The following is a 13,348-nucleotide window of genomic DNA, read 5'->3' as shown; positions in this document are numbered from 1 at the left end:
CACTCCGTACAGGAAAACTTCGTCACGGATGTATTCGCCTAGTGGGAACATGACGGATTTTCAGTCATCAACTCGTGCGAATTCGGTCTTGCGGTGTTGTGCTGGGCCCGTATCGAATATATCCGGACGCAGGTTTAGTTTTGACAGGCCTAATGTCAAACACGAGGCGGCCCCACGATGTCAAACCCCACTCAATCCGCGTCTAGTCCCACCACGGAGGCACTCTTTGACCGGTACCTCCTTCCGAAGGTCGCACTCACGATCATCGTAGCTGCGTCCTTGCTCGGCAGCTGGGTCTCTACCACGTTGGCCGGCGACAGTGGCATCGCCTCTGCAGTCGCGACGTGGGCGTTTCTCGTCGCACTGGGGACGCTCGTGGGCGGACTGCTCTGGAAGCATCTGTTCGTTCGTCCGGCGGACCTCGGGACTGGTGCTCGCGATTACTGTGCAGCGATGTACGAGCGGTTCGATCGTATCGCCAGCCTTGCGGTGATCGTCACAGTTCTCGCGGGGAGCGTCGTACTCTGGCGGTACGTCGGCCGATTTGGAACGACCGTCGAAGTTGCTTCCCTCGCCATGCTCGGCTTGACTACGGTTGGAATCGTCGCCTGGACTATCCTCGCGGATCGGACAGTCGAATCCCAGTTCAGAAGTCGAGCGGGGCTACTCGCGCTGACGTTCGGTCTGCTCACACTGCTCGCGACGGCTATTGCCGAAGTCGCGATGCGTGGTCTCGAACCGGCTGGTACTGTGGTTCGGATGCTCCATCTGCTCGCCTTTGCCGTCTGGATCGGTGGCGCTGTCTGGAACATTTTCGTGGCGGTCCCGTCGGGACAGGAGCGCCCGCGGGTCGACGTCGTGGCCGCGGCCGCCGAGCAACTGGAACGCTTCCGGTGGGCCGTCCGCTTCGTCATTCCGACGATCTTCCTTACCGGAGCGTATCAGGCAGTCGACGCTATCGGCCTGAACGTCTCGGTGTACGTTACGTCGACGATCGGCCTCGCGATTCTCGCGAAGGCCGGATTCATCGGAGTACTCGTCATCATCTTCAAACTGTGCCCCCTGTGGCGGGCCTGTTCACCCATCGAGGGTGTTTGTGACCTCGAGGAGATCGGAGCGTCGCGGGTGGAGACTGACAGCGTCGTGTCTACCGATGACTGAAGTCACGGATACTACGACGGACCCGGACATCGCTCCCGACATGGTCGTAGACAATCGGGGTCGCGGTTGCGCGAGTGGTATCGTACGCGTTCAAAAAGCGCTCGAAGACCTCGACGACGGATCGGTCCTCGTCGTGAAGAGCACTGACAAACGTGCTCGAACGGAGTATCCACAGCTGGCTGAACAGACGCCCCACGAATTGATTGCAATCACGAAAGATCGAACCGGACTGCTCAGAACCGAGTACACTACGTACCTTCGCATCCACGAGAACTGACCGGCTCCTCCAGCCGGGCTGATACGTCGAAGCGGTCGAAATCAACGATCGCGATCAGTCGCTCGACCGTTCAGCGAGGACGATCAGTGCGACGCTCGGTTCGATTGCCCGTGGAGAGACTTCCCGGCGCCCGTCAAAACGAACGATGTCGCCCGCATTCAGGTCGTACTCCTCGTCGTCGAGGGTGAGTTCGATCGCTCCCTCGATCAGATAGAGGACAATCTCGCGGTCCGGGTGGTCGTGGGCCGCTACCGCTTCGCCCGCATCCAGCGTCAATCTGATCGTCTTCGGTTCGGCGTCGGGAAAGACGTTTGCGTGGGGCGCTCCGTCCAGATCCCCGATGGATTCGATCTTAACCATTGTCACGCACTCCTTGGGTCGAATTCTCCTTGTTTGATCCCCTCGCGAACGGGGTCGTGTTCGGCGTCCGTCGGCGGCGGGGCAGAAACCAAGAATGCTTCGAGCCGACTATCCTCGTCAGCCTTGATCCCCCGGTCGGTATCGGCTTCGACGACGACCACGTCGCCGGGTTCGATGGCGTGTTCGTCCTCGCCGTCACGGACGCGTCCGGTCCCCGAGTGAACGTGAATCGCGACGTCGCTCGATGGAGCGTGAACGGGGATGAACTGACCGGGCTCGAAGTACCCACAGACAACCTTCATTCGCTCGCTTTTGAAGACCTCCACGGCGTTGAACTTCCGGTCGTCGTAGGCCCGTTCGGCGTCGAAGTTCGTCGCGGTCACAGCGACCACCTCGGCGGCCTCTCTGTTCGTCTCTCTGTCGAGCGAGATGAGACTGTATCGCGCATACGACTGGTGGTTGGCGTGTACAGAGGAAGAGCTTTGGTCCGAATGTTTCCGACCGGCGACTCGTGGAGGCAGCGATCGACTGGATATGTTCGCCTCCATACCCACGGAATTGGCCATTCAACGTTGATGCGTCTATGGCAAAACACGCCTTCCTGCTCCTTTCCTCACCGGAGACGCCGGGGAAATTCGCCAATCCGCTTACCTACGCACGTCAGCTCGACGAGGCGGGTCACCAGGTTGCCGTGTACTTCGACGGCGCGGCGACCTATTGGTTCGACGGAATCGAGGATCATCCGGAACCGGCGGTTCGAGCATACGAGGACGCCAAGGAACTGGGGCTGATTGCTGGCGTCTGCGATCACTGTGCGACGTTCAAAGGGGTCGCTGACGCCGTCGAGGCCGAAGGTTTCGAGATCCAAGGGACCGAACACGCCCCGGACGTTGCGGGACTCGTCGACGACGGCTACGAGCTTCACATCGTTTGAGCGACGCCGACCTCGTTATCGATCGATGTACTGGTCATCGAACCTCCCGACTCGCGGCGAAACGAGGCTGTTGTATTGGGCATGTCACCGTTCATCAAGGTACGGAACACAGTGATTGAGACATCTCGAGTAATGAAATCCGTGAGCCCAGCGTATATGTTCGAACCAACCGTCACGAGGTTTCGGTGCTATCGACGACTATGTGGATGTCTCGAGCGATTCCAGCCGAGTTGACCGCGCTTCCATCCCATCCAGGGGTGAGGTCATACTGATGTCGGTAGACCCAGAAGACGGGCGCGAACCGGTTACCATCCGCGAACACGATCGACCGTGGGCTGCCGATCTCGAGTCTGATCGACACGCGAATGATAGCCGTCTTGTCGTCGCGGAGGCCATCGATGCTATCGAAGAGACTCGCCCCGGCATCCCTGTTGACCTCGTGACCCACGAGTGTCACGGCGATCCCATGGACTACCTCCTCGATCCCTTGCGATCAAAAGTTCCCGACGTCGCCGTAACCGGACATCGCCGGTGTACTTGTGGCGGCTACGTCATTACCGTCATGCGTCGGATTTCGGGATCCGAATAGCGGAAGGGCGAAATCACTCGGGTGCGTATCCCCACGTCTCGACGATTTCGTGTAACTCTTCGTCGTTAGTAGTCTCGGGATCGTACTCGATCGCCAAGGCCCGATTATCCGTCTCAATGGTCACTCCATCGACCCCAGGGGTTCCTTCCAAGACGGTGATGATCGTGTTCTCACAGTTGTCGCACTCGAAGACAGTATCGGTGACCGATACGGTGGCAATTGAGTCCATATCGTTTTAATAGTCACCGTCGAATGGTGGTAACGATTCACACGAATTTGTTCCGAGTAGCAGTGACCGTCGTAGAGATCCACTTAGTTTATCGGAGAGCATTCAGCGCCCACTGCGGGTCTATGGCCTGTCGCACAGTCAGATAGATCGGGCGGTTACTGGGTTCCGGCAGGCAGCTGATCTACTGTCTCGACCTCCCCAATGCGCTCGATCGCCTCGATTGGGATTTCAGTAACAGCCGTGATGATGAGACCGTCCTCACCTCCATGTGAGCATTTCTCGACGTCGATTAGTAACTCTTCGTAGTACTTCCGAATTGTGGCAACAACGTACTCGTCCCGACCCGGTCTCGTTCGGATCAGATACGAATACTGCTCTACGTCTTCTGTATCTCCCATTTCACTCAAGTTATCGATGGTCAATCGTCCCCAAATTACTGCTGCTCTGGATCTTGTCTGAGGCAATAACGAGTCTATCCCGTAGCTCCGACCGATCGAACTCTGTCATTGGGTCCGGGGGCCCCTGACCGTCAGGAAGAGACTTTGAATCGCCTTCCCGACAAAAAATCCCACGATGGCGCCGAGTAGTACTGAATCGATTCCTTGGACGGCGATGACGGTGAGTGCACCGAGGATTGCGAACCCGACTCCGAACGTCCACCCCCGTCTCATCACGTCCATAGGTCGGATGATGTCGTCGAATCGATCCGACGCGGTATTGTAGCGATCATTGGGTGGGAACGCGTCCACACTGGCGAACCCTGCCGACTAACGACCGTTTGGGTACGCGCTCTACGGTGGGTAACACGGAACTGTCACCCCTCACTGACGTGTACTGGTGATTCTGTCGTCGATCGATCGACGGCGACCTCGTGAACCTCGACGGTATTCCCGGTCTTGAAGGCACGTTCCGCGGACGCTTCCTGGTGTGCTGATTCGAAGGCGGTACTTTCTCGCCACGCTTCGTAGTCTTCTCTCGTCTCCCAGAACGTCATGGTGATGTGGCCCTCCGCGTCGACGGGTGCGAGGACTGTCATCCCGCGGAACCCCGGCCTGTCCTCAATCCCGTAACTCGTTCGAAGGCGCTCTTCGAATGTTTCTACCCGTTCATCCGGAATGGTAACCCGGTTAGAAACGACGATCATTCCTGGGAGACCGTTAGTCTCGCCGTCTCCTAAATTCTCGCTCGGATATGTTCGTGCCGAGTACGTTCGTTCGTGAGTTTATAGTCATAGCCGTAGTAGCTTCGAGAATGGCCGACACCGTCAGCGATCACGAGAATCACGGGACCGAACCGGTCACCGATCACGTCCACAGGAGCGCGTGGGCAGCAGACCTTGAACGACCCGAACACGCGGCTGACCGAGAGCTACTGGTCGAGGAGGCGATCACAGCGGTCGAGAATACCGTCGGGGGGTCTCTCGTCCAACTCGTCACTCACGAGGCACACGGGCATCCATCAGCGTATCTCTACGAACCACTCGAGGAAACGTTCGGTGACGCGGTCCACTGGGAGTACGTCTGTCAATGCAACTGTGGCGGTCATATCGTCCGTGTCGAGGTATGAGTGTGCGAACGGTCAACCGTGACCTGACGTTCGAAAGATGACGACTACCGTTAGTGACCTTCGGCTCGCTGCCGAGCGATTGCGGAAGGCACTTGCAGAGTATGAGTCGTTCCTCAGTGGCTGGCAGGACGCAAACGAGCCACTCGCGAACGACGACCACGCTACACCGGCAGAACCGGACGTGACGATGCAGGAAGTAACTCAGGAGTCAGGCGTCGCGATCACAAACGATGTCCTTGAACGCTATCACGCAGCCAGCGACGCGGTGACGAGGTACATTCAGCGAGCCCGAGATCAAACAGATTCTGACTGGTCCGAAGTCGTCGCCGCAACCGAACCGGTACGGAAGGCGACACTGGCGGTTCATACAGCCGGGTATGGCTCCCACCCTGAGACGGGTGAACGCGACTACCTACTGCCAGCCGAGCTGTGTCTCGCCCGCCGGCTGTCGATGAACGCCGGGTCGTCGCCAGTCACCTTCGCAGACAGGATTGCCCAGTATGGAGCCGTCGCCAACCGGTTCGGTATCGACGCCGATGTCGTGTACCACCCTGGATCGGGTCACGACGTGAGCCCATCGGTCGCGTTTCCCGAAGCCGAGGTTACGTATGTCGACGTCGACGTGGCGGCGATGGACGACCTGGCGGCAGCGGGGTACGCGGCCCGCTTGGCCGATGCTACGGCATATTCTGTGGATGGCGGCGCCGACGTGATTATCCTTCGAAATGCGGGGCTCGTCGAGGAGGCAATCGTAGAGAGGAACCTGCAAGCGGGCAGTTGGGTGCTCGCCAATGACCACCTTAAATCCGCTCGCCATGTGGCTGGGATGGATGGAATAGATCTCGTGGGAGTCGTTCCGGACGATTGGCCAGGTGACACACCACGAATCAAGACCGCGGATTTAGATCCATCTCACATCGAAAGCGAGGGCAATAGGTCTCCGCAGTCCGGTCCCTCCGATTGGGCAGGGTCGCCACTCGATCTCTATGTATTTCGCGAGAGTATCCGTTGAGGACGCGCCGGGTCATTCAATAAAGAGTTTCCGTGGCGAGTCGTCAGACTATTGATCTGGAATCGGGGAACGAACTGTGAGGTGGCCACTTTGGGGTGTCGGCGGAAGTGTTCGCCCCAGTGCCTATCCACCCCGGCACTAAAGTCGACAGTATGCGTACGGAGATTGACCTGACGGATGCGTCTCGTGAGGACGTTCGGGATCGCCTCTACGAGCTGTTCGACGATGTCGAAGCGGGAGACACCCTTCATCTGATTGCAGATCAAGTGCCCGGTTTCACGTTGCTACGGTACCAAATCGAACGTAATGTCCAGTTCTCGTGGGACGTAACGAGGGATGCAGACGAGGTTCGGATGGCGATTGCAGTGGAAGGCGACCTTGCCGCCGCGCTCCCGGACTTCGACGTCCGAGTCATGCCGCCACAGCGCCGCCACGAGGTGCTGCTCGAGGGATTCGACGAACTCGCCCCTGGGGAGGGGTTCGTACTGGTCAACGACCACGACCCGAAGCCGCTCTACCACGAGCTCCGATCGACGCGCGGTGAGACCTTCGAGTGGGAGTATCTCGACGAAGGGGGACGTGAGTGGCGTGTTGCTATCGAAAAGACCGAAGAGTCCACTGCACCGGACGATGACATCATCACCCGGTACGACGTCCGTCAGATTCCCAAACCCGAGCGACACCCGTCGATTCACCACCGATACGGAATGATCCCCGAAGGCGAAGCGATGGAGATCGTTGCTCCCCACGAACCCCGGCCGCTGAAACAGGAGTTCCAGCAGCGATATGGCGACGCCTTCGAGTGGCAGATTGTCGAGCAGGAGCCGGGACGCGTCGCCGTCCGGATCACGAAGCGTGCGGACGTCGACGATGAAGACGCCGAAGCGAACTCCTGTGCCGGTGAGGGTGCCCATCACGATGGACATACTAATCACGCCGGCGGAGAGCTCGATGGAGACGGAGAAGCAGCGTCCAGGACCGACGAGGACCTCGACGTCGAAGTCAGCCAGGAACTCGACGTCAGGGAGTATCCGCCCGCTCGTCGCCACGAGCTGATCTTCCAGGCGTACGACGACCTCGAACGAGGCGAAGCGTTCGTCCTCGTCAACGACCACGATCCAAAGCCGCTCTACCACCAGTTCAGCGCCGAGGAAGGGCCAGAATTCCACTGGCAGTACCGTCAGAAGGAACCCGGGGAGTTCCGGGTGCTCGTCGGCAAGGTCGAACCCAAAGATCAGGAGGCGTCGTCGGATCCCGCAGAAGAGGGAACGCCATTCTGAACGGCGTCACCGATGGCTGGGTTGCAGGCGGTATTAGCCTGCGTTGGGGGGTACGAAGATCGGTCCGTAGATCGCCTGCGGCATACGGACAGTTAGCCCAACCTCGCTACCGGCAATGGCTACAACGAGATGAGCTTCCGCCGAGGACTCTACGTTGAAGGAGTCCGGCTACTGATTTTGTATCGTGTCCTGACTCCATACGAGTTAAACTCATCGCTCCTATGAATTCACTGAAGCCATTACTGATAATCAATTTCTCCGTCACCTTCGCCAATCCAGGCCCCACGGTCGGGTTCTCTCGATGCTAATGGGTCTGGCAAATCTTTATACCATGGGACATTTTTCAGCTGCTCCTTGTTATAGACTAAATCGTGTTTTGTATCACCTGTAAATTCAAATTGCTGAGTGAGAATGATCGCATCAGTTGGACATACCTCTTCGCAAAGTCGACAGTAGATGCATTGCCCGACATGCAGATTATATTGTTCACCGTTGCGCTGTTCGTCCATCACAATCTGAATCGTATTGTTTGGACAGACGTTTTCACATTGCCGACACCAGATACATCGTTCTTGACTAAATTTGTGAATTCCCCGGAACCGAGGACTGACTTCAGGTGCCTGCTCGGGATACTCGACGGTGAACGTTTTCCCGTCTAAGGCATGTTTCATCGTCACCGCCATCGATTTGAGAATCCCGATCATTACAGATAGATAGTCGATAGCGTCAATCATAATTGTTGGGGGGTGCCAACATGTGCCAATGTTTATCGGAGTGGCGGACGACAATTGAATATGGGACCAATTGAAATCCAACAGCTGTGTGAGCAAAAGGTCGATTTTCCAATTACACACGATGCCCTCCTCGACGAACTCGGTGAGGCAGAACTGAGGCCCCCCACTGGAGAACCCACAACGGTAGGGACTGTGCTGGAGACCACCAACGAACGAAGCTACGGGTCCGTCGACGACGTGTATCAGACTATCCTCGGGAATCTAGACGAGTCGTTCGTCGGACGCAAGTTCTACGATGACCGGGGAGGTGTCTGGGATTTCGACCAACGAGACCGGACCTATTCGTTCTGATGTCTCGTATAAGCGAGGCGAGTATATTCCCGTGATACTACTTACAACTCCGCCACGTATCCCGAATACGATGAGACACCAGATACCATGACAGAAAACGAACTCATTTGGCGACTCGCAGGAGGGTCCGGGGACGGCATCGACTCGACGAGTCAGAACTTCGCGAAAGTACTGATGCGGTCGGGCCTCCACGTATTCACCCATCGTCACTATCCATCACGGATACGTGGTGGCCACACGTACGCTGAGATTCGATCGAAGGCGACGCCAGTACGATCCAGAGGAGACGGATACAACTTTCTCCTGGCGCTGGGCGACTCGTTTGCACGGAGCCCGGACGAGGAGGCCTACTACGGAAACGAGGAAGTCAAGCCCCTCGTAGAAAACCTCGATGACCTCCGTGATGGGGGCATCATCGTCTACGACGAAGGGCTGATCGACATCGACGACGTCGATAGCGTGCTTGAGACGTCACTCGAAGCTCTCGCTGCAGAACACGATTGGCACGTCTATCCGCTCGACCTTCGGGACATCGCGACAGAACACGGTCGTGAGGTGATGCGCAACACGGCGGGCGTCGGTGCAACGGCGGCGCTCATATCGCTGGATCTCGATCCCATCGAAGCGTTGATGTCAGATTCGATGGGCGGCGATGCACTCGAGGCGAATCTGACGATCCTTCAAGCAGCGTACGATCAAGTGCGGGATGAACACGAAATCGACCACGACGTCGTCCTTCCGGAGGGAACGCACGAGGAGGTTCCGGTCCTCCTCTCCGGATCGCACGGCGTCGCGTACGGTGCGCTCGATGCCGGCTGCCGATTCATCTCTGGCTATCCCATGACGCCGTGGACGGAAGTGTTCACGATTCTGTCCCAGCATCTCCCCGAGTACGGTGGTGTTTCCGAACAGGTCGAAGACGAGATTGCCGCTGCCGGGATGGCGATCGGTGCGTCCCACGCAGGTGTAAAGGCGATGTCCGGCTCCTCAGGGGGTGGGTTCGCACTCATGTCCGAGTTACTCGGAACGGCCGAAATGACTGAGACACCGGTCGTCTTCGTCGAGGCCATGCGGGGCGGCCCATCGACCGGAATGCCGACCAAGCCAGAACAGGGCGACCTCGACCACGTTCTGTACTCCAGCCAGGGCGATTCCAACCGAATCGTCTTCGCACCGGGAACAATCGAGGAGTGTTACGAACAGACGCGTCGAGCGTTTGAACTGGCCTACGAGTACCAGCTCCCTGCGATCGTCGTCATCGACCAGAAGCTCTCGGGGGAGTATCGGACAGTCCCGGACAGCGTCTTCACGGAATCAGCTCCCGACCCGGATCCAGGCACAGTTCTCACGGAGGAAGAAATCGAAGACGCCGCACACCACGCGTCCGGATCGTATCTCCGCTTCCAGTACGACGCTGACGATGGCGTCGTACCGCGAACACTTCCCGGCCAGAAAGGTGGCCGATTCCTGACGACCGGAAACGAGCACAACCCTGCGGGCCACATCAGCGAAGATCCCGAAAATCGCCGTCGACAGGTCGACCGACGGAGGGCAAAACAGGAAACAATTCGCGAGACACTTGACGAGACGGGAACTCACCAGACCCGATACGGGGCTGAAGATGCCCGCTACGGAATCCTGGTGTGGGGAAGTCAACAGAGTACTGTCTTCGAAGCGGTCGACCGACTCAACGAGACTGATAACTTCGTTTCGGCACTAGGCGTAAGCGAAATGATGCCGTTCCCGGAGTCTGAGGTCGCTGACTTCCTCGAGAGCGTCGAGGAAGCTGTCGTGGTCGAAATGAACTCCGGCGGTCAATTCCGGGGATTGGTACAGCGCGAACTGGGGGCGTACGGCGATCGGTTATCCAGTCTGCTCAAGTACGACGGTAATCCCTTCGAACCCGCCGAGGTTGTCGATGGTGTTCGTGCCGTCATTACCGACGATCCGAATGTGGCGCCACCGACGACGCGTCTCGAACCAACGAAAGCAACCAACTCGAGGTAACCACAATGAGTGCATTCAACGCAATCGATGCAGATCAAGAGGTAGATACAGACGCGTTCACCCCCGGCGTCGAACCACGGGCGACGTGGTGTCCCGGCTGTGGGGACTTCGCCGTCCTGAAGACATTAAAGCAAGCGATGGTGGAACGTGGCAAGAACCCCGACGAAGTGTTGCTCGTCACGGGAATCGGATGCTCGGGCAAACTCTCGTCGTATTTCGAGAGTTACGGGTTCCACTCGATCCACGGTCGGTCGCTCCCGGTCGCGCGGGCGGCAACGCTCGCGAATCCCGATCTGGAGGTCGTTGCCGCAGGTGGCGATGGCGACGGATACGGCATTGGGGGTAACCACTTCACTCACACAGCCCGTGAGAACCACGATATGACCTATATCGTGTTCAACAACGAGATTTTCGGGTTGACCAAAGGACAGACGTCGCCGACAAGTCCGAAGGGACACAAATCCAAGACGCAACCATCCGGTTCGGCGAAGAACCCGATCCGGCCACTGGAGTGGGGCCTTAATGCGGGTGCAACATATATTGCACGGACTGCAGCGGTTAATCCCCGGCAGGCGACGGAAATACTCGTCGAAGCGATGGACCACGACGGATTCGCCCACGTCGATTTTCTCACTCAGTGTCCGACATGGAACAAGGACGCCAAGCAATACGTGCCCTACATCGACGTTCAGGACTCCGAAGATTTCGAGTTCGACGTCCACGACCGTGACGAAGCGGCGCAAATGATGCGGAAAACCGATACGCGCCTCCACGAGGGAGAAATTCTGACTGGCCGGTTCTTCGTGGAAGAGGGGCGACCGTCCTACAGCGAAGAGAAGCGCCAAACAGGCCAGATGCCCGACAAACCGATTGTCGAACAGTACTTTGACGAAGACGCCGAGTGGAAGCCGTCGTCTGACCTGCTCAATCGGCATCGGTGATCGAGCAACCCCAAATTCACCACATACGGCTCGATTTACTGGGATATTCTCCCACAACAGTCACCTATGAATACTCGGACTGATGGTTTAAGTAATCCATGACAGAGCCTCAAAGCGGACGGAAGCAAGAATACGTCGCAATCATCGATCAGGATGAGGTCACCGACGAAGTACGAAATATCGCGGTCAAATATGATCCGCTGAATCGGTCCGGACACGAGGGGTTCCACGTCACTGAGCATGGTGAACTCCACATCGACGACGCTAACGTCCTGGCCGAGCACAAACTCATCGAAAAGAAGATCCCCAACGACGCGATCCAAATTATTCCACTTCCGGCGGAAACCGGACAACTCGTCCACCAGTATGGTGAGAACGGATTCCGGTTGTACAATCTCCCCATCCCGGACGATGGTTCTGTAATCGGCCTTCTCGGCCGCAATGGCATCGGGAAAAGTACTGCGTTGGACATTTTGTCTGGTAGCCAAGTACCAAATTTTGGCGGGGGCGGTGAAGGGCCAGACTGGAACCGGGCGATCGAATCGTTTCGGGGGACGACCCTGCAGACTCATCTCGAACGACTCCGAGACGAATCGGTCGACACCGCCTACAAGGACCAACGGGTCGACTCCCTCCACGAGACCGACGCTGAAACGGTACGCGAACTGCTCGCTTCCCGTTCTGACGATCCGGATCGATTCGTCAATGCACTCGGTCTCCGCTCGATCCTCGATCGGTCACTGTCTGATCTGTCCGGAGGTGAACGACAGCGGGTTGCTATCGGGGTGACTCTCTCGAGGGCGGCAGATCTCTATCTGTTCGACGAACCATCGTCGTTTCTGGACATCAAACAGCGGTTGTCAGTAGCACGGACGATCCGCAGTCACGTGCAGGAAACCGATGCCGCGGCTGTTGTCGTAGAACACGACCTTGCGACGCTCGACCTACTCTCTGACGCAATCCACGTCTTGTACGGTGAACCGGGGGGATTCGGCGTCGTTGCCCAGCGGTCGGCAGTACGGACGGGCATCAACCAGTTTTTGGAGGGAAAATTATCGGAAGAAAACGTCCAAATTCGGCGTCACTCAATCGACTTCCCGTCGGCTGGCTCTCGCGACAGCGGAAACAACGAACCGGCCCTTGTATATCCGCAGCTTGAGAAATCGTTCGCGGACTTTTCGCTCGTCGTCGAACCAGGTCAGATTCACGCCGGGGAATCGGTGGGTATCGTCGGAGAGAACGCGCTGGGTAAAACGACGTTCGTGAAAATGCTCGCTGGGAGTGTAACTCCCGATAGTGGCCGGGTTCCGGAAGATGTCCTCGTATCGTACAAACCTCAGTATATCACGCCGGATAGCGACGTTGCAGTCCGTGAACGCTTTGCATCAGTCACCGATATTCACGCCCAATCATTCAAAACACGAATTCAGAATCCATTCGACCTCGAATCGTTGTATACTCGCTCACTTGACTCGCTTTCGGGCGGGGAGTTACAGCGTGTCGGGATTGCACTATGTCTCGCTCGTGATGCAGATCTCTATCTCTTGGACGAACCCTCAGCGTTCCTCGATGTGGACCGTCGAGTGGTACTCGCTGATCGGATTCACCAATTCAGCAAACGAACGAATCGACCCGTGCTCGTCGTGGATCACGACCTCTTCGTCATCGATCGAGTTGCCGATCGGTTGATCGTTTTCGAGGGTGATCCGAGCCAGAGTGGCTATGCAGAATCTCCGCAATCAATGCGGGACGGCATGAACGCGTTTCTATCTGCCCTCGAAATCACGTTTCGCCGGGACGGACGAACCGGCAGGCCTCGAGTGAATAAGCCGGGCAGTCAACTCGACCGACAACAAAAATCGAGCGGCGAATACTTTTATCAGGACTGATTATCCACTCGAATGGGA

At 57.5% G+C, this 13,348-nt stretch carries 17 protein-coding genes; 11 read left to right on the top strand and 6 right to left on the bottom strand.

Features of this window, described 5'->3' with window-relative positions:
- Positions 1 to 177: 177 nt before the first annotated feature.
- A complete protein-coding gene (locus ACFQE9_RS01520; protein ID WP_304450012.1) occupies positions 178 to 1,161 on the top strand; it encodes a hypothetical protein in 984 nt (327 codons plus the stop codon).
- Entirely contained in the window at positions 1,154 to 1,438 is a 285-nt protein-coding gene (locus ACFQE9_RS01515) for a sulfurtransferase TusA family protein (protein WP_304450011.1), read from the top strand. The genes ACFQE9_RS01520 and ACFQE9_RS01515 overlap by 8 nt, the downstream gene beginning before the upstream one ends.
- Positions 1,439 to 1,492: 54 nt before the next feature.
- On the opposite strand, the gene ACFQE9_RS01510 is transcribed toward ACFQE9_RS01515, so the two are convergent.
- Both ACFQE9_RS01510 and ACFQE9_RS01505 read right to left on the bottom strand, forming a co-directional pair.
- Positions 1,493 to 1,798, bottom strand: coding sequence for a cupin domain-containing protein (locus ACFQE9_RS01510; protein WP_304450010.1), 306 nt, complete (start codon positions 1,796 to 1,798; stop codon positions 1,493 to 1,495).
- A gap of 2 nt (positions 1,799 to 1,800) precedes the next feature.
- Complete coding sequence (locus ACFQE9_RS01505; RefSeq protein WP_379739340.1) at positions 1,801 to 2,181, bottom strand: cupin domain-containing protein; 381 nt, start codon at positions 2,179 to 2,181, stop codon at positions 1,801 to 1,803.
- Positions 2,182 to 2,309: 128 nt separating this feature from the next.
- On the opposite strand from ACFQE9_RS01505, the gene ACFQE9_RS01500 reads away from it, so the two are divergent.
- The gene (locus ACFQE9_RS01500; protein WP_379739337.1) at positions 2,310 to 2,732 is read left to right on the top strand and encodes a hypothetical protein; all 423 of its coding nucleotides are present in this window, start codon (positions 2,310 to 2,312) and stop codon (positions 2,730 to 2,732) included.
- 271 nt (positions 2,733 to 3,003) lie between these two features.
- On the top strand, positions 3,004 to 3,321 hold the full coding sequence (locus ACFQE9_RS15195; RefSeq protein WP_006667230.1) for a CGCGG family putative rSAM-modified RiPP protein: 318 nt from the start codon (positions 3,004 to 3,006) through the stop codon (positions 3,319 to 3,321).
- A 13-nt stretch (positions 3,322 to 3,334) separates the two neighbouring features.
- On the opposite strand, the gene ACFQE9_RS01490 is transcribed toward ACFQE9_RS15195, so the two are convergent.
- The 3 genes from ACFQE9_RS01490 to ACFQE9_RS01480 form a co-directional block, all read right to left on the bottom strand.
- Entirely contained in the window at positions 3,335 to 3,550 is a 216-nt protein-coding gene (locus ACFQE9_RS01490) for a heavy-metal-associated domain-containing protein (RefSeq protein ID WP_006667231.1), read from the bottom strand.
- Between the two features lie 155 nt (positions 3,551 to 3,705).
- Complete coding sequence (locus tag ACFQE9_RS01485; RefSeq protein WP_379739330.1) at positions 3,706 to 3,972, bottom strand: hypothetical protein; 267 nt, start codon at positions 3,970 to 3,972, stop codon at positions 3,706 to 3,708.
- 392 nt (positions 3,973 to 4,364) lie between these two features.
- Positions 4,365 to 4,694: an antibiotic biosynthesis monooxygenase family protein gene (locus ACFQE9_RS01480; protein ID WP_273739185.1), complete on the bottom strand. Its 330-nt coding sequence runs from the start codon at positions 4,692 to 4,694 to the stop codon at positions 4,365 to 4,367.
- A 107-nt stretch (positions 4,695 to 4,801) separates the two neighbouring features.
- Between ACFQE9_RS01480 and ACFQE9_RS01475 the strand changes: the two genes are divergently transcribed.
- The 3 genes from ACFQE9_RS01475 to ACFQE9_RS01465 all read left to right on the top strand — a co-directional run bounded on the left by ACFQE9_RS01475 (position 4,802) and on the right by ACFQE9_RS01465 (position 7,408).
- Entirely contained in the window at positions 4,802 to 5,116 is a 315-nt protein-coding gene (locus ACFQE9_RS01475) for a CGCGG family putative rSAM-modified RiPP protein (RefSeq protein WP_273739186.1), read from the top strand.
- A 37-nt stretch (positions 5,117 to 5,153) separates the two neighbouring features.
- The gene (locus tag ACFQE9_RS01470) at positions 5,154 to 6,128 is read left to right on the top strand and encodes a hypothetical protein (protein ID WP_379739325.1); all 975 of its coding nucleotides are present in this window, start codon (positions 5,154 to 5,156) and stop codon (positions 6,126 to 6,128) included.
- A gap of 152 nt (positions 6,129 to 6,280) precedes the next feature.
- The gene (locus ACFQE9_RS01465; RefSeq protein ID WP_417447969.1) at positions 6,281 to 7,408 is read left to right on the top strand and encodes a DUF2249 domain-containing protein; all 1,128 of its coding nucleotides are present in this window, start codon (positions 6,281 to 6,283) and stop codon (positions 7,406 to 7,408) included.
- A gap of 239 nt (positions 7,409 to 7,647) precedes the next feature.
- Here the strand turns inward: ACFQE9_RS01465 and ACFQE9_RS01460 are convergent, their stop codons facing one another.
- The gene (locus ACFQE9_RS01460) at positions 7,648 to 8,112 is read right to left on the bottom strand and encodes a NuoI/complex I 23 kDa subunit family protein (protein WP_006667237.1); all 465 of its coding nucleotides are present in this window, start codon (positions 8,110 to 8,112) and stop codon (positions 7,648 to 7,650) included.
- A 90-nt stretch (positions 8,113 to 8,202) separates the two neighbouring features.
- Between ACFQE9_RS01460 and ACFQE9_RS01455 the strand changes: the two genes are divergently transcribed.
- The 4 genes from ACFQE9_RS01455 (at position 8,203) to ACFQE9_RS01440 (ending at position 13,330) form a co-directional block, all read left to right on the top strand.
- Positions 8,203 to 8,493: a DUF5789 family protein gene (locus ACFQE9_RS01455; protein ID WP_006667238.1), complete on the top strand. Its 291-nt coding sequence runs from the start codon at positions 8,203 to 8,205 to the stop codon at positions 8,491 to 8,493.
- A gap of 87 nt (positions 8,494 to 8,580) precedes the next feature.
- Positions 8,581 to 10,500: a 2-oxoacid:acceptor oxidoreductase subunit alpha gene (locus ACFQE9_RS01450; RefSeq protein WP_379739317.1), complete on the top strand. Its 1,920-nt coding sequence runs from the start codon at positions 8,581 to 8,583 to the stop codon at positions 10,498 to 10,500.
- Positions 10,501 to 10,505: 5 nt separating this feature from the next.
- Entirely contained in the window at positions 10,506 to 11,441 is a 936-nt protein-coding gene (locus ACFQE9_RS01445) for a thiamine pyrophosphate-dependent enzyme (RefSeq protein WP_379739314.1), read from the top strand.
- A 98-nt stretch (positions 11,442 to 11,539) separates the two neighbouring features.
- The gene (locus ACFQE9_RS01440) at positions 11,540 to 13,330 is read left to right on the top strand and encodes a ribosome biogenesis/translation initiation ATPase RLI (protein ID WP_379739310.1); all 1,791 of its coding nucleotides are present in this window, start codon (positions 11,540 to 11,542) and stop codon (positions 13,328 to 13,330) included.
- Positions 13,331 to 13,348: the final 18 nt, after the last annotated feature.

Origin of the sequence: Halopenitus salinus, from assembly GCF_042662125.1 — an archaeon.
GTDB lineage: Archaea > Halobacteriota > Halobacteria > Halobacteriales > Haloferacaceae > Halopenitus > Halopenitus salinus.
The sequence above is the reverse complement of the archived record's forward strand: the minus strand, read 5'-3'. Positions and strand labels throughout refer to the sequence as shown.